Source organism: Endozoicomonas sp. ALD068 (assembly GCF_049310145.1).
In the GTDB taxonomy this organism is placed as follows: Bacteria; Pseudomonadota; Gammaproteobacteria; order Pseudomonadales; family Endozoicomonadaceae; genus Endozoicomonas_A.
On sequence record NZ_JBLYNU010000004.1, the window covers coordinates 6633664 to 6660370 of the forward strand.

A 26707-nucleotide genomic window follows, 5' to 3' on the forward strand; every position below is an offset into this window, starting at 1 on the left:
CTCTGGTTTTGTCATGGGTTGTGACACGGCTTCTTAACCATTAAGTGCCTGGTTAGGTACTTAGATGACAGGAAGTTCAAAAAGTTCATTTACAGGTGAGAGAAATGGAGATTCCTGTTAGCAGAATGAGCAACTGGCCAGGTCCTTAGTTATGGTTTATAGGGCATTGATACGGCCCGTCCTGACTAATGTGCATGATATTAAAGGTGCTAATAAGCTGGTCTATGCTCATTTCGATGATGCCGGTATTGGCGGGGCTTTTCTCAGACCAAGACCTGAGTCGTTCAATATTGATTATGTCTTTCTCCATTTTAATCGTCTTAGGGTCATTTAGTTTAAGGAAGTTGTTTACTTCAGACTCTGTCAAGATATAGGCGACTCCGTAGTCAGGATGGCTGGGATAGTTCATCATGGCTTCAAATATTACGTTATCTCCTATGGAAAGATGCTGATTATGTCGAATAATGGTAATGAGATTTTCAACCGCAGCAGAATAACCATGAGGGTCACGAATATAGACAACTTCTTTTTCCCTGACATAGCCAATCAGGCTGTAGGCGTGATTGTTTATAATTTTTGCGAACGGCTTTAGCCCGAGGGGAGCTGAATAAGATGGGATAATAGCAATAGTTGCTGCTTTTTCATTATCAACAAAAGTGTTGAGCAGTTCCTTTAATCGCCCCTGAGTCACAGATTGCAGATTGATGAGATTGCTATGCGATCCCATTAGTATGTGAAAAGCATCTGACTCCCTGATTGTATCCAGTTCTGAGTATTGATGATATCTGGATTGTGCCCGGTCATTATGTCGATTTTTATTAATGAAACGTTTCGACAGGTGGGCGTATGCGGCTTCCAGCACAGCCAGCCAGATACCACCATCCCGTGTTTTGGCAAAGTATGAATGGTGCTCAACTTCTCTGAATTCAATCTGGGCGCCCTCACTAATACCTTCAAAAAGAATACTTAATGCCTGTTCATCAATGGGATAGAAGTAATTGAATATTAACCTTTTTCCGGTTTCACAACTGGCTAATGAGGCCAGAGTAGCGATCAGAACACAATCTGGAAAATCTTTCTGCAGGAGGTTATCCGGGGTGATACTGGTAAGACCATGGGGGAAAAGTCGTCTATAAACGTCGGCAAACGCTTTCTGTTTCGGCTTTGCTAGCCAGGTATCCCAGAAGGTGTTGTCCTGCTCGTGATGATACTTTGCGACTTGCCCCGACAGTTCAGCCAGTTCAATGCTCTTCCTGCTTAATGAAGCAGTAACAGGGTTTTGCCATGACTCGAAATTAACAAGGTAAAGCCTGATGGTTTGGTAAAGGTCTTTGTGCAGATACGGGGCATGGTAGCCCTCAATCAGTTCATCGTAGGAGAGCAGACCATCAGAGTCTTTATCAAGTGCGCCTGCCAGCTCCGGGAAGTAGCGGTATGCCGACGAGTAGCCGGGTGCGAATTGCCCGCTAAAAACCTGGACAGAAAAAAACAGCAGACTGGCCATTAATAGAGTGCGTAATCGATCTAGCATATTCATTGGTGGTCAAAGATTCGCGTCATTCTCTTGATTTGTGGTCAGGGATTCGCGTCATCTTTGCCGTCGATGGCGCGTCATCATAATGCCATGCCGTGGGGCGAGGGTGATCAGGGGCTCGAGGGCGATGGGATGGCCAGCTACGAGGTCAAGGCGGTATTGCTGGCAGAGGGTGGCGAGGATGAGGCTGCCTTCCATCATGGCCATCTGGTTGCCAATGCACTGACGTGGGCCGCCGCCAAAGGGAAAGTAGGCAAAGCGCTTGATTTCGCGTTCTTTTTCAAAGCGCTCTGGCTCAAAGCCTTCAGGGTTTGGCCAAAAGGTGGCATGGCGGTGCGTGACGTAGGGGCTGGTGAATATCATCGTGCCGGCGGGGATGTGGTAGCCCGCGATTTCATCATCGGCGACGGCGCGGCGCGAGATGAGCCAGGCGGGTGGAAAGAGGCGCATCGCTTCGAGAAAGACCATGCGCGTGTAACTAAGCTTTGGCAAATCATCCAGCGTGGCACGTCGCCCCCCTGACACCTCATCTATTTCAGCCCAAAGGCGGCGGCGCACGGTGGGATGTGTTGAAAGCAGATAAGAGCACCACGCCAGGGCATTGGCTGTCGTCTCAGTCCCGGCGGTAAAAAAAATCAGCACTTCGTCGCGTAGTTGCTGATCGGTCATCTGTTCGTTCGTTTCTTCATCACGGGCGTGCATTAGCATCGAGAGCAAGTTGCCGCGTTCTGTATTGTCTTGGCGATGCCTGCTGATCATTTGTTCCACGGCGTCATTCAGCTCTTTTTGTGCCGCTCGGAAACGACGGTCACGCGGCGTGGGCAGCACGGGCGGCAGTGGCAAAAGCGCCCGGAATCGTTCGCCAATCTCAGAATTAATGAGCAAGGTTTGGCGATGGATCGCCTCGGCTTGCTCTTCAACGTCTACTCCAAAGAGGGTTGTGCTGACAATGCGGGCTGTCAAGTGTCCCATTTCCGCAGCCATATCGAACGCCGCTTCCTCTTCCTCCTGATCTTTTTGCACCCAGGCCGCAAGCATCTTGACCGTTTCCTCAACCATCAGCTCCGCAAAGGTCGCGATACGCTTATGATGAAAGGCGGGTTGCGCCAAACGACGCTGCCGTCGCCAAAACTCCCCTTCGCTCGTCAGCAAGCCCTCACGAAAAAACCAGCGTGACATATCCCAGAGGGGATTGCCTTTGTCATAGTTACGATTATTTGTTTGAAGCACATGACGAACATGGTCTGGGTGCGTCACCAAACAGGCTGGCCAAAGCCCATAGCGGAAACGCACAATATCACCGTACTGATTGCTCAAGCTCATCAGCGTGCTGAGGATATCGCGCTGCCCCTCCTTCATCACCTTGAGCATTTCAAGCCCAGTCGGCCCAGGGACTTGAGGCGCGGACGACATGCTTTCTTTGCGGCCAAATAACTTTAAACGGGTCATGACCCCTCCTTTTTTACTCATTGATTTCGATCAGCGATTTCCCGACCCATTCGTACGGGCATCGATGCCAAAGAGGTGCAAAAGCGTCGGCGCGACTTAACCCCTGTAAAAAGCAGCTTGTTACACGTGACACCTTCTGGTCTGATGGTGATTTTCGACAAGGCTAATTAGCCATTAGATAACAGCAAGTCCAAAGAGTAGTTTATATCCGGCTGGCCAGGCTCCTAGTTATTGATATTAGGGCATTGATAGGGGCCGCACTGGCTGATGAACAGGACATTAAATGTATCAATGAACTGTTCTACGGTCATTTCAATGATGCCGGTCCTGGCAGGGCTTCTCTCAGAAGTAGATATGGGTAATGAAATATCGGAAAGGATTTCGCCTTTGGCTATGATGTCCAGCGCCTGTGGTGCGGTTTGGTTGAGGAAGTCGTTTAGTTCAGGATCCGTCAGTCCATAAGCGCGTTTATAGTCAGGGTCCCAAGGGTGGCTCTTTATGACTTCAAATATTGCACTGTTGCCTGAGGAAAGAGGCTGAATATGTTGGTTAATGGTATAGAGGTTTGTATGCGTAGCAGACCAGCCATGAGGGTCACGAATATAAACAATATCTTTTTCTTTGTCATAGCCGATCAGACTATAGGCGTGATAGCTTTTGATTCTAGCGAATGGCCTTAACTTCAGTAAAGTTGAAATTGATGGGTTAACAGAAAAAATCGCAACTTTTTCATTATCAACAAAAGAGTTGAGTAGCTCCTTCAACTGCTCCTGACTTTGAAGTTGCGGGTTGATGTAATCGGAATAGGATCCCATAAGTACATCAATAGCTTGCATCTGGTCTACCCCGTCCAGCTTTGAATATTTGCGATAGTCAAACCGTGACCAGTCGGCTTGTCGATATTTTTTAACGAAACTTTTTGACGATTCTGCGTAAGCAGCTTCCAGCATAGCCAGCCAGATACCGCCATCACGTGTTTCGGCAAATTTGTAGTGCTCAACTTCTCTGAATCGAATCGGTATACTTGCATTACTGCCGCGAAAAACGATGCTAAATACCTGTTCATCAGCCGTATTATAGAAGTAATTGAATATCAGTCTTTTTCCGGTTTCGGAGCTGGCTATTGAGGCCAGCGAGGCAATCAGAACACAGTCTGGAAAATACTTTTGCACAAGATTATCCGGAGTAATACTGGTCAGACCATGAGGGAAAAGTCGTCTATAAGCGTCTGCATAAGGTTGCCGTTCCGGTTGTGCAAGCCAGGCATCCCAAAAAGTGTTGTCCCGCTCGTGGTGATACTTTGCCACTTGTCCCGACAGTTCGGCCAACTCAATGCTATCCCTGCTTAATGAGACGGCAACAGGGTTTTGCCACGACTCGAAATTAACGAGGTAAAGCCTGATGGTTTGATAAAGGTCTTTGTTCAGATACGGTGCATGGTAGCCATCAATGAGTTCATCGTAGGAGAGCAGGCCATCAAAGTTTTTATCAAGTGCAGTTACCAGCTCTGGAAAGTGGCGGTATGCCGTCGAGTAGCCGGGTGAAAATTCTCCAGCAGAAGCCTGGACAGGAAAAAAGATCAGAATGGTCAGTAATAAAGCGCGTAATGGGTCCATAATGTTATCCCCCTTTTAAAGAACATTATTGGTGTTACGCAACTCCCTCTGGAGAGATCAGAGGTTGCGATACAACCCGTCTAATTATTAGGGGCAAAAAAGCTCCAAAGAGTTCATATATAGGTCAGTAAAATGGACACACCTGTTATTGAAGCGACCCACGATGGGTCACCTGTCTTGACCAGTTGGTGGCAGCCAGATACAAAAAAACCGTGCTTTCAAAAGTGAAAAGCACGGCTTTATTGGTACTTTGGAACTGGAAGATATTACTCGTCCAGGAAGCTCCTCAGGTGATCCGAGCGCGTCGGGTGACGCAGCTTTCTCAGAGCCTTGGCTTCGATCTGACGGATACGTTCACGGGTAACGTCGAACTGCTTGCCCACCTCTTCCAGAGTGTGGTCAGTGTTCATGTCGATACCGAAACGCATGCGTAGTACCTTCGCTTCCCGAGCCGTCAGGCCAGAGAGTACGTTGCGGGTAGATTCTTTCAGACCAGTGCCGGTAGCCCGATCGATAGGTGACTGAATGGTCGCGTCTTCGATAAAATCACCCAAATGGGAGTCTTCATCGTCGCCGATGGGTGTCTCCATGGAGATAGGCTCTTTGGAGATTTTCAGTACCTTGCGGATCTTGTCTTCTGGCATTTCCATGCGAACAGCCAGTTCTTCAGGAGTCGGTTCACGCCCCATCTCCTGGAGCATCTGTCTGGAAATACGGTTCAGTTTGTTGATCGTTTCAATCATGTGAACCGGGATACGAATCGTTCTGGCCTGGTCCGCAATGGAGCGGGTGATAGCCTGACGGATCCACCAGGTAGCGTAGGTCGAAAACTTGTATCCGCGACGGTATTCGAATTTGTCTACCGCTTTCATCAGACCGATGTTGCCTTCCTGAATCAGATCCAGGAACTGCAGACCACGGTTGGTGTATTTTTTGGCGATAGAAATAACCAGACGCAGGTTGGCTTCGACCATTTCTTTCTTGGCACGACGGGCGCGGGCCTCGCCCAGAGACATTCTGCGATTGATGTCCTTGATCTGGACCAGCGTACAGCCGAACTCTTTCTCAATAGTGATCAGCTTCTTCTGGGCACGTATGATTTCATCCCGGTAGTGATTGATGGCTTCAGCATAGCCGGCGCTGCCAGAAGTGATGTCATCAATCCATTTCAGGCTGGTCTCGTTGCCCGGGAAAGTACTGAGGAAGATCTTGCGAGGCATTTTCGCGCGGCGTACGCAGAATTGCATGATCGCGCGCTCATTGCCCCGAATGGTGTCCAGAGTATTCCTGATGCGGAAAACCAGCATGTCAAAAACACGGGGAACCAGTTTCAGAGGCATGAAAGCTGTGGTCAGTTCATCCATTGCAGCTTTGGCTTCTTTGGAACCAAAGTCATGCTTTGCCAAAGTGCTCAGTACCTTCTCATGACCAGCGCGAAGGAGATCAAAGCGCTCTTTGGCTTCTTCCGGATCAAGACCGCCAGCGTCGTCATCGTCATCGTCATCAGAGTCATCGTCGTCAAAGTCTTCTTCGATGTTCTCGACAGCAGGAGAGGGGGGGGCGACAGGCTCATCAGAATCAGGATCGATATAGCCGCTGATCAGATCAGTCAGGCGGCCTTCTTCTTCTATAATCCGGTCATATTCGTCCAGAACAATCTGAACCGAGCCAGGAAATCTGGCCAGGGCTGACATGACTTCACGCAGCCCTTCTTCAATGCGTTTGGCGATCTGGATTTCGCCTTCGCGAGTCAGCAGTTCGACCGTGCCCATTTCACGCATGTACATGCGCACAGGGTCAGTGGTTCGGCCTGCTTCCTGTTCAACAGCTGCAAGAGCTGCTGCTGCCTCTTCGGCAGCAGCTTCATCAGTGTCCGCTTCTGACAACAACAGGGTATCGGCGTCCGGCGCTGTTTCGTAGACGGTGATACCCATGTCATTGATCATGCGAATGATATCTTCAACCTGGTCAGGGTCGGAGATGTCTTCAGGAAGATGGTCATTTACCTCAGCGTAAGTCAGGTATCCCTGTTCCTTACCGCGAGAGATAAGCTCTTTCAGTCGGGATTGTTGTTGCGAGTTAGCTGACATATCAACCCTTTAACAGCGAAAGTGGAGTGCCGGACGAAAAAAAACGTAAGCAGGCAATTATAGCTCAAAAAACATGAGGTTTTCCACAATAAAGTGTAAAAGAGTACACTCTCGCGGATCTGCACGATGTTCAGTGGATGGGGCACCGGAAAAACGGTCCATGAAAAACTACGCATGGTGAGGGTCCCCTTCCTTGGCTTTTTACCGTAAAAGCACCCTCTCACAACAGGTGAGTCAGTAAGATGCCTTCTTCGCTCATGGCTGTTTCAGACCGGTTTCAGAATCAGGTGTGTGGTTAATAACGGCTTCCCACATAGCACAGTGAAGTTCAAGTATATACCTAAAAATATGTGCGTCGCCATAAATAAAGTGATAAAAAACAATTTACATTTTACTTACAGTTATTGCTAAAAAATAAGGCGTTTGTCGTTCAGTCCGGGATTTTTCCGGGTTTTCAGAACGTTATTTCTTGGTACTGGTGTTCGTGGACTCGATACCGAGTTTTTTCTTTTTCTTTTCAAGCAGGGCTTCCAGAACACTGCGTTGTGCCGAGTCTATCTGACCGGGTTTTTTCTGTGAAAAAGTTTGTTTAAGAGAGTTGGCCGTCTGTTTGTGCTCAAGCTCCCGGACCGTATCCCTGATTCGTTCTATAGCTTCATGGAATTCTTGGTCGTTGGGCTGATGCCCAAGTTCCAACGATGCGATTTCCTGAAGTCGAATGCCGTGGTGAGTACCATGCCATTGTGCGATCAGGGCAATAGTGGCCAGTTTAGGTTGTTCCTGAAGCGTTTTTATCAGAGCAATTAACAGTTGTGTATCAGGATGCCCGTCACCTTCCAGTTCATTGATTGCTTTTACGCTGGTCGCTAATTCAGGATTACAAAGCAGGTGCCGGATGGCATATAGAGATCGACCCACTTTTAACGGCGCAGGAACGGGCGGTTCGTTCTTTTCCTTAAAACCCTTTTTAAAGGGTTTGCGCTCAAAACTATACGTCTGAGGTTGGAAGTGCTGGGCAGACTCAGGCTCATAGTGCGCTTGCGGATAATAGTCGGTTTCAGCAGGTATAGGGTAATCGTCGTATGCGTTATCAGCGGCAGGTTCAGGCTCACTCTTTTTGTTTAAATAATTTTCAAGAGTATCGGTATTCAAACCAGTGATCTCTGACAGTTTCTGCATCAACATCTGTTTGAACAGACCGTCGGGAATCTTGTGGAGGTGAGGTTGTGCATCGGTGGCCAGTCGTGAACGTCCGTCCATGGTATTCAGGTCGATACCGTTACTGAGTTCCTGAAACAGGAAAGTGTCGAGGCTGAGGGCGGTGGTTTTTATTCTTTCCAGAAAGGCATCGGCACCTTCTTGTCTGACCATGCTGTCCGGATCTTCGCTCTGGGGTAAAAACAGAAAACGTGCCTGATTGCCATCTTTCATATGGGGAAGAGTGGATTCAAGGGCTCGCCAGGCTGCGCGTCCGCCAGCATTATCGCCGTCAAAGCAGAACACAACTTCTGATACGGTTTTAAAAAGTCTCTGTATGTGGTCCGGGGTTGTTGCTGTACCCAGGGTGGCGACAGCATTGTTAATGCCCTGTTGGGCCAGGGCAACAACATCCATATAGCCTTCGACAACAAGAATGCGTTCAAGGTGGCGATTATGCTTTTTGGCTTCATACAGTCCATATAACTCCCGTCCCTTCTGGAAAATGGGGGATTCCGGTGAGTTGAGGTATTTGGGTTTGGCGTCGCCCAGTACCCGGCCACCAAAAGCGATGATTCGGCCTCGGGTATCATGAATGGGAAACATGATTCGGTCGCGGAAGCGGTCATAGCGGCTTTTGGTTTCTTCTTTTTCCACCAGCATGCCGGTGGTAACTAACTGGTCTTCTTTCTCCTGGTTCTCTGCCAGATGATTCTTCAGGTTGTCCCAGCCAGGCGGGGCAAAGCCGATACCGAAACGTTTGCAGGTCTGGCCATCCAGTCCTCTCTGCTTAAGGTATTCAATGGCTTTGGGTGCATCAGAAGCTTTAATCAGTTGTTCGTTGAAAAAAACGTTGGCTTTGGTCATCAGCTCATAAAGCGGGCTGTGATCCGGGCCGCGTTTTTGACTGTGCTGTTCTCTGGGAACTTCCAGTCCAACCTGGCTGGCCAGAGAATCAACTGCTGTCGGGAAGTCCAGGTGGTCAAAATCCATGACAAAGCCCAGGGCGTTGCCGCTGGCACCGCAGCCAAAGCAATAGTAAAACTGCTTGTCCGGGCTGACAGTGAATGATGGGGTTTTTTCCTGATGGAAAGGGCAGCAAGCGGAGTAATTTCGACCGGTCTTCTTAAGCTTTACCCGGCTATCGACAACGTCCACGATGTCCAGCCGGTTCAGCAGGTCATCAATAAATGTCTGGGGGATGCGTCCGGCCATAAATGCCCATAAATGTGAGTGCCAGCCATTGAAGTGAAAAGGCCGCTGCCAGAAATCTTAACAGAGTGCTGATGTTATCATCGCTAATGGACGGTTGTCAGTGATTGTTGCCAATGTTGATGGCAGACTTGCGCAGAGCTGACTCAGTTAAGCAGTTGTCTGATGGTCTGGCTGACCTGACTCATGTCTGCCCGGCCTTGAACTTTAGGCTTGATAATGCCCATGACCTTTCCCATGTCGCGCATGCTTTGTGCCTCGGTTTCGCGAATGGCTTCCGAGACGAGTTGGCTGATTTCTTCGGTGCTGAGCTGCGAGGGCAGGAAGCCCTGAAGAATGGTCAGTTCCAGTTTCTCCTGATCAGCCAGATCAGTGCGCCCTGCAGACTCGAACTGGTTGATGGCATCGCGGCGTTGCTTGGCCATCTTGTCAAGTGCTGCAAGGGCGCGGGTGTCGTCAATCGACTTTTCGTCTACTTCTATTCGCTTAAGCTCGGAAAGAGCCAGGCGAATCGTTCCCAATCGAACCTTGTCGCGGCTGCGCATGGCATCCTTCATTGCAGCAGTCAGTTGTTCCCTGACCTGGCATTCGCTCATGTTCTTACCTCAATACGATTCTTTCCCGAAAGAAAGTTTCGAGCAGAAATTTGGGAATCGAAGTTATTAAAGCCGGAAATCCGTTCTTAATACAGACGCTCGCGACGACGCTGTTCGCGCTGCAGTTTTTTCAAATGACGCTTGACAGCAGCAGCGGCCTTGCGCTTGCGAACGGAGGTAGGCTTTTCGTAGTGTTCACGACGACGTACTTCAGCCAGTACCCCAGCCTTTTCGCAAGAGCGCTTAAAGCGGCGCAGTGCTACATCAAACGGTTCATTTTCTTTAACTTTAACAGCAGGCATGCAGAGATCACCTTCCTATAAAAATAGTGAGTACATTAATAAAGGTTTGCAGCCCGGCATCACAACATCTGCTATTAGTACCATCTACTCTCTTTCAGAAAATTCTGCCCTGTTGTTCACAAGCCAGGGATGGCTTGGCAAGGATTTATTTTCGACCTGACGATTTTCATATCAATGAATCACGCCAAACGAGAGCAGGCGGTTGAGCATTCACACTTTTTTCCGGAGTACAGTTAACCTGATGCCCTGAAAGCCGTGGGAAGAAGCTAATTCCGACCCGCAAAATAAGCCTGAACAAATGTTCAGACTAGCCGCGTATTTTTAAGGGTGGGAATTTTATAGACTATTTTCAATAAATGCAAAAACCTGACTTGCTTTCATTCCTTTAAGAGTCCCCGGGGTTGCGGTGTCTGGCATTTCCTGTAAAGGCCGCTTTGCAGTATCATCCCGAGATCCTGCAGCAGGTAGCGAATAATAGCCTTATAGGCAGATTCTTATTATCAGGGTGCCTGTTATTTGTGCTGAGGTTGATGAGCTGAAAAGCTGTCTGAATGACGGTAATCCACAGTTTCTTTCAGAAACCAGCGGGAAGTGTCAGCTGTATCTGACAGGCCAATGCTAACGGATCGTGGCATTGCCTTAATGAAAACAGCTTTTTTTTGAAAACAGTAGTGGGTCTAACAGATGATAGTCCTCGGGATTGAAACATCCTGTGATGAGTCAGGCATTGCACTTTATGACAGCGAGAGAGGGTTGCTGGCGGATGCTCTGTACAGTCAGATTGAAATGCATACCGAGTATGGCGGTGTCGTGCCTGAACTGGCCTCCAGAGACCATATCCAAAGGGTTCTCCCACTGATCAGCCAGGTGCTGGAAAAAGCCGACATCACACGCAAACAGATTGATGCCCTGGCCTACACCAGAGGCCCGGGTCTGATTGGTGCCCTGATGGTGGGAGCCAGTATAGGTCGTTCCATGGCCTGGGCGCTGGGTGTTCCTTGTGTGGGTGTCCATCATATGGAGGGTCATTTGCTGGCTCCTATGCTGGAAGAAAATCCACCTGATTTTCCTTTCCTTGCCTTACTGGTGTCGGGTGGTCATACCCAATTGGTGCGGGTTGATGGTATTGGGCAATATCAGCTGTTGGGCGAGTCTATTGATGATGCTGCTGGTGAGGCTTTTGACAAAGTAGCCGCTATGTTGGAATTAGGGTATCCCGGTGGTCCAAGGGTTTCCAATCTTGCACAGAAGGGGACTGAAGGGCGTTTCCGCTTCCCACGGCCTATGTGCGATCGTCCCGGTCTGGATTTCAGCTTCAGTGGTTTGAAAACCTTTACACTCAATACCATAGCAGCCTGTAAAGAAGAAGGTGGGCTGAGCGAGCAGGATCGAGCGGATATTGCCTGGGCTTTTGAAGATGCCGTGGTTGATACTCTTGCATTCAAGTGTCGTCGGGCTCTCAGGCAGACCGGTTTGAAACAGTTGGTGATTGCCGGAGGTGTCAGTGCCAATCGCCGGTTGAGAAATCAGCTTGAAGCCATGGCGGCAAAAGAAGGTGGCAGCCTTCGTTATGCCAGACCTGAGTTTTGTACAGATAATGGTGCAATGATCGCCTATGCCGGTTGCCAGCGTCTGCTTGCCGGTCAGACGGAGCCCCTTGAAGTGGCCCCGATGCCACGCTGGAACATGGAAACACTGGAAGCCGTTAACCTGAAACCAGAGGGCAGGGTGAATGGATAAGGTTCGAATTGAACAGCTGGAAACCCAGGCTGTGATTGGTGTTTACGAATTTGAGCACGAAGCGGCCCAGCCTTTGATCATTGATTTAGAGCTGGAAACTGATTTTTCCCGGGCATTTCGATCTGACGACCTGAACGATGCCTTGGATTACGATGCTATCAGCCAGACCGTTCGTGCTTTTTGCGAAGCATCCCGATATGCTTTGCTCGAAGCCCTGGCAGGTGGCATCATTCAGTTAATTCAGGCGAATTTCAATGTTGACAGGGTCGGAGTACTGATCCGAAAACCACAGGCATTGAAAGGTGCTTTAGCCTCCGTGTGGTGCGAACGAACCAGGGAAGAGATGCGTCAGCCATGACACTTTTTTACATTGGCGTAGGGTCCAATGATGAGGCCGAGCAAAACTGTTGGCAAATGATACAGACTCTCCGTCAGCAGTTTGGTACCTTATTGGTCAGTAGTCTGATTCAAACGTCTGCCGAGGGTGGTGCTGTGGCTAAGGAGAGAGCGGCTGATTACTATAATGCTGTCGCCTGCTTTGAGAGCGAAGTGTCATCCGCATCGATTAATGGCTGGTGCAAGCAGGTAGAAGACCGGCTAGGAAGAGTCAGAGGCAGTCTTGAATGCCGGGCTGATCTCGATATTTTACAGGTGGTTGATGATGTTCGCGATGTGAGGATCAGCAGCATCGAAGAAGTTTACTATCGACCCCTGGTAAAGCAGTTATGGAATTTTCAGATGGGCAGGCCAGTCAGTGTTTTTACCGGCGCTATTAATCTGGTATTTGAACCAGGCGTTAAGCTGGGTAGTCAACCTCGTCTTCTGCCTGAGCTGGAGTTCGAAGCCATCTGATCAGCAGCCCGTTCATGGGCTGAATAATTCTAGTGATCCAGTTGTTCCTGCATTCGTAATACTCTCGTTTTTCTCAGTTCTTCACCTATCGCCTTGCCCTTAAAGCCCCGGGCAACAATCTCTTTGGCATTGGTCGAAAGGCAAAGAGAAAGCAAGGATTTTATCTGGCTCTGATGGCTTTCAGAAAGTGTTTTTTTCTGAGCTACGGCAATGCAGCGGCTGGCTTTCAGAAAGGCGTCAAAACGTTCTGACCGCCTGAATGCATCGGTGTTTTCAAACAGAATCATTAGCTGTTCTGCTTCTAGGGCTTCGGCGTGCTCGATTAAATAAGCACTGTGCTGAAAAGTCAGGCTGGACAGCTCTGAAAACTGGGAAGGTGTTTTCAGTCGTTTACTCAGTGCAGTCAGTAAGTCTCTGGAGAGTTCTTTTTCAGAAGCGAAGGTGACTGCAAATCGAACGTCACAAGACGCCTGTTGAATGGCTGCCGTGCGAAGTGCTTTTATGCCTGTCGAATTCTCTCTCAGGAAAGGAGCCCATTCCGGCATAACGGCGTTTATGGCGTGACACTCAGATAATACTTCAAAAAATATCTCAGGGTCAGGTTCAGACAGGGCGCGTGTGGTTTCTTGCCAGATTCGCTCGGGAACCAGATAGGAGGCTTCACCTCTGTCGATCATAGAGGACATCAATTCGAGAGTCTCGGGAGCCACCCTGAACCCCAGGTGATGGAAGCGGGCGGCAAATCGAGCTACACGAAGAATGCGCAGGGGGTCTTCCTGGAATGCCGGGGAAACATGGCGAAGCAGTTTTTGTTCGAGGTCTTTCTGACCACCGTAGGGATCATAGATATTGCCAAGATCATCCTGGGCCATGGCATTAATGGTCAGGTCTCTGCGGATCAGGTCTTCTTCCAGAGTGACATCGGGGGCGGTATGAAAAACAAAGCCAGTGTAACCATGACCGGACTTTCTTTCGGTACGAGCCAGCGCATATTCTTCTTTGGTATCCGGATGAAGGAAGACAGGGAAGTCCTGGCCAACAGGCTGAAAGCCCTGTTCAGTCATTTGCTCAGGACTGCTACCAACCACTACCCAGTCGTGATCTTTGAGTGGAAGGCCTAATAACCTGTCTCGAACGGCACCGCCGACCAGAAAAATGTCCATGTCATCTCAATCTATTTCGTTGAATAAAATACATTAACTGCAAGGAAGCTGTTATAGAACCTTCTTTCATCAGGTGATCTATCCTTCCTTCCTTCCTGTAAACCAGAAATCAAGGATAGAATTATTAAACACTCACTCTTTGCAGTACCCTTGTCGATGCTACTGGCGTTGTTGATCGCCTGCCAGACCGAAGCACTGACAAGACATTATATTATCGAGCTTGGACAAGATGCAGGTTCTCCGAAACAGAACTCTATCATAGAACGTGAGCCGCCTGCGTTGTCACGCAAGCCATCAGATATTGCCGACACAAACGCCTATGCAGGACCCGCTTTAGCACCTCATGAAAAACGACACAGATCTGACAGTTATGGGTTACAAATGACCTTTGTTGAGTCGATTCCATGGCAGTTGCTTTACACCGCTCACCTGCAGGTTGTTTACGAACTGATCCTGCCCTCCAGCCTCACCGCTCGTGGTGCAAGCTTTTATCCACAGCTACCTCTGGAAGCAATTCTTCTTGTCGGCTGGCTTTTAAAAAGCTATCTGAACACTAGTTCAAAGTGGTTTGATTGGGCTCAACAGCAGGCGAGCCGGGATTACCCGTTTACGGCTATTACCGGGACGACTGGCTCCGGACACGGACAGACACAATACTCGCCATCAGCATCATCCACTCAGCAAGTATCGGCAGCCACTCCCCTCCTTGCTGGCTATGTTACTGAGGTCTCTTATTCTGACTTTGGTGATGGTAACGGTGAGCCTGAACAACACCCGCACACTTTAGGTTTAAATTGTTTCCTCCATCCCTGTAATGGCGTTTGTCAATTCAGACCATCATCCAATATCAGAGAGCCTGCAGTTTGGTCGCAGTATTGCGAAGAGCGTTCGACAGACCAGACAGATGATGTTCCTGACATTCCGGTCCTATTGAATTCTGATGTCGTATTTGGACCTCAGGCCCATGAGTTTGATTGCAACCCTATCGATGGGGGCGCTTCAGGTTCGATGAGCACAGGTACAACCTTTACAGCTGGCGATAGCGGGTTATTCAATGATGATTTAACAATGCCAGGAGACTGGTTTTACACTGCTAATGATTTGGCAGCTAATAACGAGTTGCCCGGTCGAGAGAGTCTTCTCGTAGATGAACCGATTTTCTTTACTCCTGCCGATTCAGAAAGACAACAAATAATCACCGAGCCATCCCGATCAGGTCAGGGCCAACCACCCCTTTTCCGGGCAGACACAGTAGAAGCCACAGACCATACAGGACAAAAAAAACCTAACCTGGCAGTGCTCGCGGAAGGTCACCAGCCGCAGACATTGAGAACAGTTTGCAAGAATGCCAAAGGACTGTCGAATCTTAGAAGCAGAGTTCACATCGGGCAACGAATCTGTGAGGTGATCGTGATCGGGGAAGATGGTCAGCAGCGACCATGCGGGAAAATCTGCAAGAATGCCCGAGTCATGTCTTCTCACAAAAGCGCAAGACACAGCGGACAAAAAACCTGCGACCTGACAGTGGTTGGAGAGGATGGCCAGCAGCGGTCATGCGGCAAGGTCTTCAAGAATCTTTACGCTCTTTATCTTCACAAAAACAATTTCCACATCCGACACAGAACTTGTTTGGTGGCTGTGGTCAGGGAGGATGGTCAGCGACGGATATGCGGGGTGACCTGCATGACTGCTCGCGAACTGAGGGATCACAAACAAAAAGAGCACAGCGGGCAAAAAGCCTGTGGCCTGACAATAGCCGGTCTGAATCAGCAGTGCCCATGCAAGGTAGTTTGCAAGAACGCTAAAGCCTTGACCGGGCACAAAAGAATGCATCGAAAGCGCAAGCCTGAAGATCTCGACCAGGACAAGGACAATCGTTCTCGGGAGATAAAGTGAATAACTAATAATCAGGTCCGCAATCAAACCTTTTAGGGGGTCTTGATCTATCCTTCCTCTCTGTAAAAGAGAATGCAAGGACAGAATTATTAAACACTCAATCTGTGCCGTAATGCTGTTGCTGCTATTCTCGTTGTCTGTCGTCTGTCAGGTCGAAGCGGTGACAGGGCGTTTTATTGTCGATCTTGGACAGGATACAGCTTCACTAAAACAGGGCTTTTCGATCAAACATGATCGGCCTGAATTGCCGGTCAACCCATCAGATATTGCTGTTACCAACGGCAATGCAGAATCTGATTCGCCGCCCGATGACAAACGACATAGATCTTACAGTTACAGTGTAAAAACCACCCTCATCGAATTGATTTCGTGGCAGTTGCTCTGTGCCACTGACTTGCTGGTCGCTTATGAATTGAAACTGACTGGCAAAGATGTCCCTCTTTATTCATGGCTACCTTTAGAAGCGGTCGTCGTTATCGGTTGGCTTATAAAAAGTTATTGGAACCCCGATTCATTGCTCTTAAACTCAATTGAACAACAAAAAATGCGTCCGGATTATCCACTCAGGGCCATCACCATGATGTTCGGCTCCGGACAAAACCCGGAAAAATACCCACCATCAGAATCATCCAGCCAGCCAGCGATTCGGGCAGCCGTCCATCATACAGGCTATCTCACCAACCTCCTGTATTCTGACTCTGGCGGCGGTAACGGTGGCCCTCGACAATATGCACATACTTTAGGTTTAAATTGTTTCGTCCACCCGTGTTATGGCGTTTGTAGATACCAACTGTCACCCGATAGCAGGGAGTTCGTTGAATCGCCGCTGAACTCGGTAGAACATTCGACAGGCAGCAGAGGGCAACTCAGTGATGATGTGCCAATGCCGAGTTATTTTCCTGTCAACAGTAATGACTGGTTTATAGCCAGTGTTTTACTCAATCTGGGTGGTCATTGTCTTCAGGAAGAACGCCGGATTTCATCTACGCAAAGTTATTTCACACCTCCAATGGAAACTTCAGAAACACAACAAACAGCAAGAGGATCATCCCAATCAGGTCAATATCCACCCCGTATTTCCAGGGCACGCAGGTTAAAAACTGCAGATCGCAGTAGTCATCGGACTTGTGAAGTTATCCTGGTCGGAGAGGATGGCAGACAGAGACGGTGCGATAAGGTCTGCAAGAATGCCAGCGCCCTGTCGAGTCACAAAAGCAGCTTTCACTCTGGCCAAAAGACCTGTAAAGAGATTCTGGTTGCAGAGGATGGTCAGCGACGGCCTTGCAGGAAGATTTGCAAGCATGCTCAAGCCCTGTCGGTTCACAAAAAAAGAGAGCACAGTGTTCAACAAATCTGTAAAGTGAAAGTGGTCGCAAAAGATCGCCAGCAACGGCCATGCGGGAAGGCTTGCAAGAATACTGCGGCCCTGTCGATTCATAAAAGCAATTATCACACCGGGCAAAAAACCTGTGACGTGCCCGTGTTTGCAAGGGATGGTCAGCAGAAGCCGTGTGGGAAAGTCTGCCAGCATGCTCAGGCCCTGTCGACGCACAAAAAAAAAGACCACGGTGTGCAAAAAAGCTGTGTCGTGACAGTGGCCGGTGAGGACGGTCAGCAACGGCCATGCGGGAAAGTCTGCAAGAATGCTCTTGCCTTGTCGCAACATAAAAGTAGCGTCCACAGCGAGCCAAAAACCTGCGACGTATCGGTCGTCGGAGAGGATGGCCAGCAGTGGCGATGCGGAAGAGTCTTCAAGAATGCTCATACCCTTTCGGTACACAAAGGATTACATCGAAAACGCAAGCCTGTTGAAGTGCACCAGGATCATGGCCCCGAACCTCACGAAAGTAAATAAGTGACTGCTCCCCGCCCTGTCGAGGGTGTCGCAAAACTCTGGTTCCCGCCTTCACCCCCGTCATTCCCAACTTGATTCTCGTCATTCCCGATTTCATTCTCGTCATTCCCGCGAAGGCGGGAATCCACACTGACTCACCACCAGAACCATAATGCCCGGTGCTCCCCTGGCTTTGTCATCCCCGAGAAGGCAGAGATCCACCGTTGGCGCTGGATTCCCGCCTTCGCGGGAATGACGAACTCAGAGCATGGGAACGAGCTGTTGGAGTTTTGCGACACCCTCGATTGGGCGAGGGTTTACGACGATTTTGCTAATGATCGGGTCTGGCAGCAGATCTTTCATATGGTTTTGCCCGGGGCAACCTTTGGCTTTTTTAATAGAAGGTTTTTAAAAGAAAAGCATACTTGTTTTCCTGATCTATCCTTCCTTTCTGTATGCCAGAACTCAAGGATAGAATTATTAAACACTCACTCTTTGCGTTATCGCTATTGCTGCTTCTGACGTTTTCTGTCATCTGTCAGGCCGAAGTGCAGACAAGACGTTTTGTTGTTGAGTTTAAACAGAATGCAAGCTTTCCAAAACAAAGCTTTTCTATAAAGTCTGATCTGCTCTCAAAGTCGGGCAACCCGTCAGACATTGCTGATACAAACGGCTGTACAGGGTCAGATTCACTGCCCGATGAAAAACGACACAAATTGAGCAGTTACGAGCTCAAAATGAATCTTATTGAGTCGATTTCATGGCAGTTACTTTACGCCACTCAACTGCTGGTTGCTTACGAACTGATCCTGACCACCAATCACGCTCCTGTATGCTGCAAACGATATTCATGGCTGCCTGTAAAAGTGGTTGTCGCTGCCGGTTGGCTTGTAAAAAGCTATTGGAACTCTGAATCATCACTTTTTAACCCGATTGAACAGCATGAGGCGACATCCATGCTGACACAGGGGGATCTCCCGTTTGTAACCGTCACTGCGGCGTTTGGCTCCGGACATAACCAGCAACAATATTCGCCATCAGCATCATCCGGCCAGCAAAGTCCGGGAACAGTCACCTGCCCTGCAAGCTCATTCACCAGCTTCCTGTATTCCGAGTTTGATGACGGTGACAGAGACCCTCAACAACACCAGCATACTTTTGGTTTAAATTGTTTCGTACATCCCTGCCAGGGTTTTTGCAGACTCCGATCATTATCCGATAGCAGAAGGCCTGCTGAATGGTTGCTGAATGCCATTGAACCTTCGACAGGCCAGACCGGAGTAGCAAATACAGATTATAACGGGCCACTTAATGATGATCTGACAATGCCCCGACGTTGGCCTGCCACCGCTGATGACCTGATCATAATTAGTGGTTTACTTAATCTGGGGCGTCAAAGTCTTCACGAAAAAAACGGGATGCCCTCTACTCTGAACCATTTCAGACCTCGAATGGAAGCTCCGGAAACACTACAAACAAAAACAGAATCATCGCAACTGGTTCAGGGCCCACACCGTCTTTCCAAGGCAGTTAGAGTACAAACGAAAGACCAGAGCGAACAGGAAACCTCTGGTGTGACCATGGTCAGGGAAGATGGCCAGCCGCAGCTATGTGGTAAGGCCCGCAAGAATGCTCAAGCCCTGTCGCATCAAAAAATAAAAGACGACACTAGGCAACGAATTTGTGAGGTGAGTGTGATCGGCGAGGATAGCCAGTCGCGGCCATGCGGAATGGTCTGCAAGAATCGTCAAGCTCTCTCTTATCACAGAATAAGAGATCACTCTGGCAAACAAACTTGTAGCGCAGCGGTGGTTGGCGACGATGGCCAGCTGAGGAAATGCGGGACAGTCTGCAACAATCCTATAACCCTGTCGGAACACAGAAGAAGAAGCCACAGCGGGCAACAAACCTGTAAGCTTACCGTGATTGGCGAGGATGGTCAGCTGCGGCCATGCGGGATGGTCTGCAGGAATGTTCTGGCCCTGTCGGCTCATAAAAGCGGATACCACAGAGGCCAGTCAATCTGTAACCTGGCTGTGGTTGGGGAGGATGCTCAACCGCAGCCATGCGGGAAGATCTGCAAGAATGCTAAAGCTCTGTCGAATCATAAAAGCAACTTCCATGGCAGGCAACAAACTTGCAAAGTGGCTGTGATCGGGGAGGGTGGTCAACCGCGATCGTGCGGGAAGGTCTTCAAGAATGTTCAAGTACTGTCGCATCACAAAAAATCAAGTCACAGCGGACAGCAAGTTTGCAGCGCGACCCTGTTCACAGAGTGTGGCCAGCAACGGCCATGTGGGAGGGTCTTCAAGAATGGTAGAGCACTGTTGCATCACAATAGAATACATCGAAAACGCAAGCTTGTTGATGTGGGTCAGGACGGTGGTCCGGGTTCTTGATCTCATACCCGTCTTTTCATGTGGTGATCTATCCTTCCTTTCTGTCGAACAGAATGCAAGGATGGAATTATTAAACACACATTCTTTGCTGCATCGCTGTTGCTGCTGATGTCGCTATCTGACATCTGTCAGGCCGAAGCGTTGATACGAAGTTTTATTGTCGAGCTTGAACAGGATGCAAATTCTCTAAAGCAGAACTTTTCTGTGAAGCGTGACCGGCGTAAATTGTCGGGCATCCCATCAGGCATTGTCGTCGCCAGAGGCTATGATGCAGCACCCGATTTGCCTGATAATAAACGGCAAAGATTATATAGTTACAGGGTCAAAATACCCCTTGTTGAGTCGATTTCATGGCATTTGCTCCACGCTACTCATTTGCTGGTTCTTTACGAGCTCATCCAGACCACCAGAGACACATCTCAGGGTTTAACCCTATATTCATGGCTATCTATGGAAGCTGCCGTCGCTGTTGGTTGGCTCTTAAAAAGTTATTGGAATCCTGATTCGACGTTGTTTAACTCGCTTGAACAACCGTCGACTTCTATGCTGCTAAAGGGGTCTTGCCCGTTTTCAGCCATCACTGCGATGTTTGGTTCTGAACATAACGCACCGCAACACACGCCATCAGAAACACCCGGCCAGCAAGCTCCACAAACCACCACCCAACCGACAGGCGCTCCAATCAGGCTGGTGAATTCTGATTCTGGCGGCGGTAACGGAGGTCATCAACAACACCTGCATACGTTGGGTTTAAATTGTTTCATCCATCCTTGTCATGGTGTTTGTCAATTCCAGCTCTTATCCAATAACACGGGACTTGCTGAATGGCCACTGAAATTCGGAGAAAGCTCATGCCCGCATCTGGCTTATGGGCACTGCATGGGTTGCATAGGTTATTTTGACTCTGAAAACGTTAAATATTCCCTGGGAAATGTGCCTCTCGAAACAATGAATGGTTTGCCTGACATTAAAACCCAATTCATTGCAGACCAACTATTTGAGCCCTGGGCCCATGGCATTGACGTTAACTCTATAGACGGAGTCACTTATAAAACTGAAACTGCCGGATTATTCAATCATGAAGATCCAGTGCTTGGGAATGCATTTTCGGCCGCTCATGACTCCGTGCTTTTTGATCGGTCCGTTGATCTGCAGATTCCTCATGAAGAAACAGGTTTTTCTATGCCGTTTACCCATCCGGAAACACTACAAACAACTGCTGCATCAAGCCAATTGGATCAGGGTCAACATCATCGTTACCGGACGGTGGCAATACAAGCGACAAACAACAGTAGTCAAACAATATGCTACGCGACTGTGGCAGGGGAAGATAGCCAGCAGCGTCTGCCTGGGAAGGCCTGCAAGAGTGCTCTGGTTCTATCAAATCACATAAGCAAATACCGCACTGGGGTACAGATCTGTAGTGAGACTGTCATCGGGACGGATGGTCAGCAACAGCCATGCGGAAAGATCATCAAGAATTATGAAACCCTGTCGGATCACATAAAAAGATTACACAGCGGGCCACAAACCTGTGACTTAGCCTTTTTCGGGGAGCACGGCTTGCAGAGGCCATGCAGGTCAGTCTGCAAGAATGCTCGCGCTATGTCAGTTCACAAAAGCAGATACCACTCCGGGCAAAGAACCTGTGCAGTGATAGTGGTCGGAAAGGATAGTCAGGTGCAGCCATGCGGAAAGGTCTGCAACAATGCTCAAGCCCTGTCGGATCACAAAAAAAGAGCTCATACCAAGCAACAAATCTGTGACCTGGTTCTGCCCGATGGCCGTCAACACTTGTGTGGGAGGGCATACAAGAATTCTAATGCCCTGTTGGATCATAAAAGAAAATATCACTCCGGACAAAAAAGCTGTAACTTGCCACTGGTGGGAAAAGATGGGCAGTCGCGACCATGCGGTAAGGTCTGCAAGAATGCTCAAGCTCTGATCTATCACAAAAAAATGCATCGAATGCGCAAGCCTGTTGATGTCGAGCAGGACGCTGATCCCCGTCCTTGATCTGGCACCCGTTCTTTCGCAAGGTTTTCTTGATCTATCCTTCTTCTCTGTAATTCAGGATGCAAGGATAGAATTATTAAACACTCACTCTCTGCAGCATCGCTGTTGCTGCTACTGTTGTTTTCTGGTGTCTGCCAGACCGAAGCCTTGACAAGATCTTTTATTGTCGAGCCTGAAGAGGATGCAGATTCACCAAAACAGAACGTTTCGAAAAATCGCGATATGCATACATTGCCCGGCAACTGGTCTGGCATTGCCGCTACCAAAGCCTATGCAGAATCCGATTCTTTGCCTGATGACAAAAGACACAAATCTGATGGTTACCGAGTAAATACCAACATCATTGCATTGTTTTCATGGCAGTTGCTTCACGCCTCTGGACTTGCGGTTGCTTACGAAATGATTCTGACCACCAGAGACGCTCCCCTGAGCTACGATTCCCACTCATGGGTACGTTTAGGATGGGTTGTTGCAGTCGGTTGGCTTTTAAACCGCTATTGGTATCCAGACTTACCTCTGTCTAAACCGATTGAACAACAGGCGAGCCAGGAACTACCGTTTGCGACCATCACTGTGATGTTTGACTCCGGACATAACCCACCAAAATACCCGCTATCTAAATCATATGGGCAGCAAACTTCACAAGCCACCAACCAAGGTTCAGGCTCTCTGTACAGCTTTCTGAATTCTGGCTCTGGCGAAGGTAACCGGGGCCCTCATCGACGCCAGCATACTTTGAGCCTGAATTGTTTCCTCTATCCCTGTCATGGCGTTTGTCGATTCAGGCCCTCAAGCAATAGCGAAGCACCTGCTGACTGGCCACTGAACTTCTCAGAAGACTCATGTACCCATTTGACCAATGGACACTGCATAAGTTGCAAAGATCGATTTGAGCCTGTATGTCCTGCATACTCCCGAGAAGGCTCGCTTTTAAAAACATTGAATGATCTTTCCGGGACTCAAAGCCTTTTCGATTCTGGCCAGTTCTTTCAGCCACGGACAGATGATATTGGTGGCAGCTCTTTAGACGGGGTCGCCCTAGACGGGGTCGCCCTAGACGGGGTCGCCCTAGACGGGGTCGCCTCAGATGATTTTGACTTAGACGAGTTTGACTTAGACGAAGCCACCCTGAACATTATGAGTGCAGTGACCGCCAATAAAACTGATGCTAACGCGCCACTCAATGATGATGTACCAATGTTCGACACTTTTACTTTCACCACTGGTGATTTTGAGGGCATTAATGGGGCGCTCGATCTAAACAGTCCTCCCGAAGAAGGCGAGATTTCTTTTCCCCTTACCCAGACAAATACAGTACAAGTCCCGGCAGCACCTGATAATGTTATATTCACAGCCACACATTGTCAGCAGGCCCTGTTGGATCACAAAAAAAAAGCCCACTGCGGGCAAAAAATCTGTAATGAAATGTTGGTCGGAGTGAATGGCCAGCGACAGGTATGCGGAAAAGTTTACAAGAATTCCAAAGCCATGTTCAATCACAAAAGAAGAAGCCACAGTGAGCAACAAACCTGTGAAGTAAACGTGTTCGGGGAGAATGGTCAACTGCGGCCATGTGGAGTGGTCTGCAAGAATGTAAAAGCCCTGTCGGATCACAAAGGAAGAAACCACGTAAAGCATCAAGCCTGTGACGAAACCATGATTGGGGTCGATGGCCAGCTGCTGCCATGCGGGACGGTCTGCAAGAATCCTCGTGCCCTATCGGATCACAAAAGAAGAAAACACACCGGGCAACAAAGCTGTGACGAAACGGTGGTCACAGACGATGGCTTGCAGCGACCATGCGGGAAGGTCTCCAAGAATCTCCAAGCCCTGATGGAGCACAAAAGAAACAACCATAGCGGACAACAAACCTGTAACGTAAGTGTGATCCGGGAGGGTGGTCAGTGGGGACCATGCGGAAAAGTCTGTCAGAGTATTGTCGCTCTGAAAAGTCACAAAAGAAATGCCCACACAGGCCAACAAACCTGTGACAGAATGGTGATAACAAAGGATGGCCAACAGTATCCATGTGGTAGGGTCTGCAACGGTGCTTTGGCCCTGACGATTCACAAAAGCAACTACCATACCGGACAAAAGACCTGCGGCTTGCCCGTGCTCGGAAATGATGGTCAGTTGCAGCCATGCGGGAAAGTCTGCAGTAATGCCCGAAGCCTGTCGGAACATAAAAGAAAGGACCACACCGGGCAAAAAATCTGTGACGCAGTCATGGTTGGGAAAGATGGTCGGCAACGGCTATGCGGGCGAGTCTGTGAGAATACTCAAAATCTGTCACAACACAAAATCAGATCCCATACCAATGAAAAAAGCTGTGACGTGATCGTGGTCGGTGATTTTGGCCAGCAGCGGCCATGTGGGAAGGTCTGTATGAATACAGGCGTTCTTTATAATCACAAAAGAAGTCATCGAAAACGCAAGTCTGCTGCCCTGGACCAGGACAATGACCTCAGCCCTCAAGAAGGTAAATGAATAAGTAACAATCTGGTTGTATGGGGATCAGGTTTTTACGACACGCTTGTTTATAAGCTAATCTACCCTCCCTCCCTGTAAACGAGAAAGCAGGGATAGAATGATTAGACAATCACTCTTTGCTGCATCGCTGTCGCTGCTAGTGTCGTTTTCTTTTATCAGTCAGACCAAAGCGCTGACAAGATGTTTTATTGTCGAGTTTGAACAGGGTGCTGGTTCTCAAAAACAGAGCTTTTCGATAAAACCAGCCCGGCATTCATTTCCGGTCGACCCAACAGTTATTCCTGAAACTAACGACTATGCAGTATCTGGTTTACCGCCTGATGAAAAACGACAAAGAGCTGTCAGTTACGGATTAAAAATGCCTCTTATTGAGTCGATTTCATGGCAGTTGCTTTATGCCTATCAGCTGCTGGCTGTTTACCAACTGATCCTGACCACCAGAGACGCACCTCCGGGCCCAGCCCCCTATTCATGGCTATCTGTAGAAGCGGTTGTCGCTGTCGGCGTACTTTTAAAAAACTACTGGAAACGCGATTCACTTCTGTTTAATCCAATTAAACAACAGTCGGCATCTATGTTGATACAGAAGTATTTCCCATTTGCAACCTTCACTGCAATGTTTGGTTCTGGAGATGACTTATCACAATACCCGGCCCCGGAATCATCTGGCCAGCAGGCTTCACAAACCGGTATCCAACATAAAGGCAGTTTAACCAGTCCACTGGATTCTGGCTCTGGCGACGGTAACGGAGGTTCCCAACAACACCAACATACGTGGGGTTTAAATTGTTTCGTCTATCCCTGTCACGGTGTTTGTCAATTCCGACCATTGATCGAGAAAAGAGAGCCCGTTGATTGGCCGCTGAATTTCGAAGAAATCTTTTGCCCTCATTTGGCTAATGGACACTGTCTGGGTTGCATAGGTCGTTTTGATCCTGAAAACGCCACTGATTCCCGGAAAGACTTTTTTTACAAAACAGTGAATGATCCTTCTGCCATTCAACTTTCATTCGATTCTGCCCTATTCTTTGATGACAACTCAGAAGACGGGACCACTCAGGAAGAGTTAATCCTGGACTTATTGAGTTCAGGAAGCGCCAATACAACCTATCCTGCCGGGCCTCTCAATGACGATGTCCAAATGCCCGGGGATTTGGACATCGCTAATGGTTTTGAGATCATTAATGGGTCAATCAATTTAAATGATCTGCTCGAAGAAAACGGTTTTTGCCTAACGCTTTCCCATTCAGAAACACCACAAAGAACCACTGAATCATCCCGATTGGATCAGAGCCAACCTTACCCATCCCGGGCAGAGGCAACACCAGCCACAGACAGCAGAGGGCAATTAATATGTGAATACTACACAGGGCAAAAAATCTGTGAACTGGCAGTATTGGGGCAGGATGGGCAGCAGCCATGCGGGAAGGTTTTTGACAATATCATGGCCCTGAGGAATCACAAAAAAAAGGACCACTCAGGGGAAAAAAATTGTGACCTGACATCACTCGGGCAGGATGGTCAGCAGCAACTATGCAGGGTGGTCTGCAAGAATGCTCAAGCCCTGTCATATCACAAAAACAAATGCCATAGCGGGCAACAAACCTGTGACATCAGTGTGGTTGGGCAGGGCGGCCAGCAGCAGCCATGTGGGAAGGTCTTCAAAAATATTCGATCCCTGACGGATCACAAAAGCAAATACCACACAGGGCAAAAAATCTGTGAGCGAGCAGTAGTAGGGAAGGATGGACAGCAGCGGCCATGCGGGGAGGTCTGCAAAAATGCTCGAGCTTTTTTACTTCACAAAAGCAACTATCACTCAGAGCAAAAAACCTGTGTCGTGACCGTGGTAGGAGAAGATGGCCAGCAGCGGCCATGTGGGGAAGTCTTCAGAAATCTTCAATCCCTCTCGGGGCACAAAAGCAGATGCCACTCAAGGAAACAGAACTGTGACTTTGTCGTGGTCGGGCAGGATGGGCAGCAGCGACCATGCGGAAAGGTCTGCAAGAATATCAGAGCCTTGTCGGATCACAAAAGAAAATACCATACAGGAAAAAAAAACTGTGAATTGGCAGTGGTCGATCAGAATGGGCAGCAGCAACCATGCGAGACCGTCTGCAAGAATGCCATTGCCCTGTTGGGTCACAAAAAAAGATACCACAGCAAACAAAGAGTCTATCGAAAACGCAAGCCTGTTGATGTGGGTCAGGGTGATGAATCAGTCTCCAAGAAGTTAAAGTGAAGAAGTAGCGAACTGATCTAACCTCATTTCACGAGGTTTTGCCTGTACAATCTTTATTTTTAACAGAGGCTCTCTGAAA

At 48.7% G+C, this 26707-nt stretch carries 19 protein-coding genes; 10 read left to right on the plus strand and 9 right to left on the minus strand.

Going from position 1 to position 26707, the window contains the following annotated elements; all coding sequences use genetic code 11:
• Positions 1–145: 145 nt before the first annotated feature.
• The 7 genes from ACO6V5_RS23940 to rpsU form a co-directional block, all read right to left on the minus strand.
• On the minus strand, positions 146–1537 hold the full coding sequence (locus ACO6V5_RS23940; RefSeq protein ID WP_422135239.1) for a hypothetical protein: 1392 nt from the start codon (positions 1535–1537) through the stop codon (positions 146–148).
• A gap of 51 nt (positions 1538–1588) precedes the next feature.
• On the minus strand, positions 1589–2983 hold the full coding sequence (locus ACO6V5_RS23945; protein ID WP_422135238.1) for a cytochrome P450: 1395 nt from the start codon (positions 2981–2983) through the stop codon (positions 1589–1591).
• 224 nt (positions 2984–3207) lie between these two features.
• On the minus strand, positions 3208–4599 hold the full coding sequence (locus tag ACO6V5_RS23950; RefSeq protein WP_422410232.1) for a hypothetical protein: 1392 nt from the start codon (positions 4597–4599) through the stop codon (positions 3208–3210).
• 266 nt (positions 4600–4865) lie between these two features.
• Positions 4866–6689, minus strand: coding sequence for an RNA polymerase sigma factor RpoD (rpoD, locus tag ACO6V5_RS23955; RefSeq protein WP_422135236.1), 1824 nt, complete (start codon positions 6687–6689; stop codon positions 4866–4868).
• 462 nt (positions 6690–7151) lie between these two features.
• Complete coding sequence (gene dnaG, locus ACO6V5_RS23960) at positions 7152–9101, minus strand: DNA primase (protein WP_422135235.1); 1950 nt, start codon at positions 9099–9101, stop codon at positions 7152–7154.
• A gap of 143 nt (positions 9102–9244) precedes the next feature.
• On the minus strand, positions 9245–9694 hold the full coding sequence (locus ACO6V5_RS23965; protein WP_422135234.1) for a GatB/YqeY domain-containing protein: 450 nt from the start codon (positions 9692–9694) through the stop codon (positions 9245–9247).
• An 86-nt stretch (positions 9695–9780) separates the two neighbouring features.
• The gene (rpsU, locus tag ACO6V5_RS23970; protein WP_034839300.1) at positions 9781–9996 is read right to left on the minus strand and encodes a 30S ribosomal protein S21; all 216 of its coding nucleotides are present in this window, start codon (positions 9994–9996) and stop codon (positions 9781–9783) included.
• 684 nt (positions 9997–10680) lie between these two features.
• On the opposite strand from rpsU, the gene tsaD reads away from it, so the two are divergent.
• From tsaD to ACO6V5_RS23985, 3 genes are read left to right on the plus strand one after another with little or no spacing between them, the layout of a single operon-like run.
• Positions 10681–11736 carry a tRNA (adenosine(37)-N6)-threonylcarbamoyltransferase complex transferase subunit TsaD gene (gene tsaD / locus ACO6V5_RS23975; protein WP_422138848.1) on the plus strand — a complete coding sequence of 352 codons (1056 nt, stop codon included), beginning with the start codon at positions 10681–10683 and terminating at the stop codon, positions 11734–11736.
• Positions 11729–12094 (plus strand): dihydroneopterin aldolase, encoded by a 366-nt coding sequence (gene folB, locus ACO6V5_RS23980; RefSeq protein WP_422135232.1) that lies wholly within the window; start codon positions 11729–11731, stop codon positions 12092–12094. Before tsaD ends, folB begins: the two co-directional genes overlap by 8 nt.
• On the plus strand, positions 12091–12588 hold the full coding sequence (locus tag ACO6V5_RS23985; RefSeq protein ID WP_422135231.1) for a 2-amino-4-hydroxy-6-hydroxymethyldihydropteridine diphosphokinase: 498 nt from the start codon (positions 12091–12093) through the stop codon (positions 12586–12588). Before folB ends, ACO6V5_RS23985 begins: the two co-directional genes overlap by 4 nt.
• A 29-nt stretch (positions 12589–12617) precedes the next feature.
• Here ACO6V5_RS23985 and ACO6V5_RS23990 read toward each other — a convergent pair whose 3' ends face one another.
• Positions 12618–13751, minus strand: coding sequence for a hypothetical protein (locus ACO6V5_RS23990; protein WP_422135230.1), 1134 nt, complete (start codon positions 13749–13751; stop codon positions 12618–12620).
• Positions 13752–13901: 150 nt separating this feature from the next.
• Here ACO6V5_RS23990 and ACO6V5_RS23995 point away from each other — a divergent pair, with 150 nt between their 5' ends.
• Entirely contained in the window at positions 13902–15647 is a 1746-nt protein-coding gene (locus ACO6V5_RS23995; RefSeq protein ID WP_422410237.1) for a hypothetical protein, read from the plus strand.
• Between the two features lie 112 nt (positions 15648–15759).
• Positions 15760–17502: a hypothetical protein gene (locus ACO6V5_RS24000; protein WP_422410239.1), complete on the plus strand. Its 1743-nt coding sequence runs from the start codon at positions 15760–15762 to the stop codon at positions 17500–17502.
• Here ACO6V5_RS24000 and ACO6V5_RS24005 read toward each other — a convergent pair.
• Positions 17487–17630 carry a hypothetical protein gene (locus ACO6V5_RS24005; RefSeq protein ID WP_422135227.1) on the minus strand — a complete coding sequence of 48 codons (144 nt, stop codon included), beginning with the start codon at positions 17628–17630 and terminating at the stop codon, positions 17487–17489. The two genes, ACO6V5_RS24000 and ACO6V5_RS24005, sit on opposite strands and share 16 nt — an antisense overlap.
• A 30-nt stretch (positions 17631–17660) precedes the next feature.
• Here ACO6V5_RS24005 and ACO6V5_RS24010 point away from each other — a divergent pair, with 30 nt between their 5' ends.
• The 5 genes from ACO6V5_RS24010 to ACO6V5_RS24030 all read left to right on the plus strand — a co-directional run bounded on the left by ACO6V5_RS24010 (position 17661) and on the right by ACO6V5_RS24030 (position 26628).
• A complete protein-coding gene (locus ACO6V5_RS24010; RefSeq protein ID WP_422442503.1) occupies positions 17661–17816 on the plus strand; it encodes a hypothetical protein in 156 nt (51 codons plus the stop codon).
• Positions 17817–17936: 120 nt separating this feature from the next.
• Positions 17937–19880 (plus strand): hypothetical protein, encoded by a 1944-nt coding sequence (locus ACO6V5_RS24015; RefSeq protein WP_422410241.1) that lies wholly within the window; start codon positions 17937–17939, stop codon positions 19878–19880.
• A 108-nt stretch (positions 19881–19988) separates the two neighbouring features.
• Positions 19989–21896 carry a hypothetical protein gene (locus ACO6V5_RS24020; RefSeq protein WP_422135225.1) on the plus strand — a complete coding sequence of 636 codons (1908 nt, stop codon included), beginning with the start codon at positions 19989–19991 and terminating at the stop codon, positions 21894–21896.
• Positions 21897–22001: 105 nt separating this feature from the next.
• Positions 22002–24383 carry a hypothetical protein gene (locus ACO6V5_RS24025; RefSeq protein WP_422410243.1) on the plus strand — a complete coding sequence of 794 codons (2382 nt, stop codon included), beginning with the start codon at positions 22002–22004 and terminating at the stop codon, positions 24381–24383.
• Between the two features lie 100 nt (positions 24384–24483).
• The gene (locus ACO6V5_RS24030; protein ID WP_422135223.1) at positions 24484–26628 is read left to right on the plus strand and encodes a hypothetical protein; all 2145 of its coding nucleotides are present in this window, start codon (positions 24484–24486) and stop codon (positions 26626–26628) included.
• Positions 26629–26707: the final 79 nt, after the last annotated feature.

Coding starts and splice junctions, on each gene's coding strand:
- ACO6V5_RS23940 (WP_422135239.1), bottom strand. CDS start 1,537: ATGAATATGCTAGATCGATTACGCACTCTATTAATGGCCAGTCTGCTG.
- ACO6V5_RS23945 (WP_422135238.1), bottom strand. CDS start 2,983: ATGACCCGTTTAAAGTTATTTGGCCGCAAAGAAAGCATGTCGTCCGCG.
- ACO6V5_RS23950 (WP_422410232.1), bottom strand. CDS start 4,599: ATGGACCCATTACGCGCTTTATTACTGACCATTCTGATCTTTTTTCCT.
- rpoD (WP_422135236.1), bottom strand. CDS start 6,689: ATGTCAGCTAACTCGCAACAACAATCCCGACTGAAAGAGCTTATCTCT.
- dnaG (WP_422135235.1), bottom strand. CDS start 9,101: ATGGCCGGACGCATCCCCCAGACATTTATTGATGACCTGCTGAACCGG.
- ACO6V5_RS23965 (WP_422135234.1), bottom strand. CDS start 9,694: ATGAGCGAATGCCAGGTCAGGGAACAACTGACTGCTGCAATGAAGGAT.
- rpsU (WP_034839300.1), bottom strand. CDS start 9,996: ATGCCTGCTGTTAAAGTTAAAGAAAATGAACCGTTTGATGTAGCACTG.
- tsaD (WP_422138848.1), top strand. CDS start 10,681: ATGATAGTCCTCGGGATTGAAACATCCTGTGATGAGTCAGGCATTGCA.
- folB (WP_422135232.1), top strand. CDS start 11,729: ATGGATAAGGTTCGAATTGAACAGCTGGAAACCCAGGCTGTGATTGGT.
- ACO6V5_RS23985 (WP_422135231.1), top strand. CDS start 12,091: ATGACACTTTTTTACATTGGCGTAGGGTCCAATGATGAGGCCGAGCAA.
- ACO6V5_RS23990 (WP_422135230.1), bottom strand. CDS start 13,751: ATGGACATTTTTCTGGTCGGCGGTGCCGTTCGAGACAGGTTATTAGGC.
- ACO6V5_RS24000 (WP_422410239.1), top strand. CDS start 15,760: ATGCTGTTGCTGCTATTCTCGTTGTCTGTCGTCTGTCAGGTCGAAGCG.
- ACO6V5_RS24015 (WP_422410241.1), top strand. CDS start 17,937: ATGCCAGAACTCAAGGATAGAATTATTAAACACTCACTCTTTGCGTTA.
- ACO6V5_RS24020 (WP_422135225.1), top strand. CDS start 19,989: ATGTCGCTATCTGACATCTGTCAGGCCGAAGCGTTGATACGAAGTTTT.
- ACO6V5_RS24030 (WP_422135223.1), top strand. CDS start 24,484: ATGATTAGACAATCACTCTTTGCTGCATCGCTGTCGCTGCTAGTGTCG.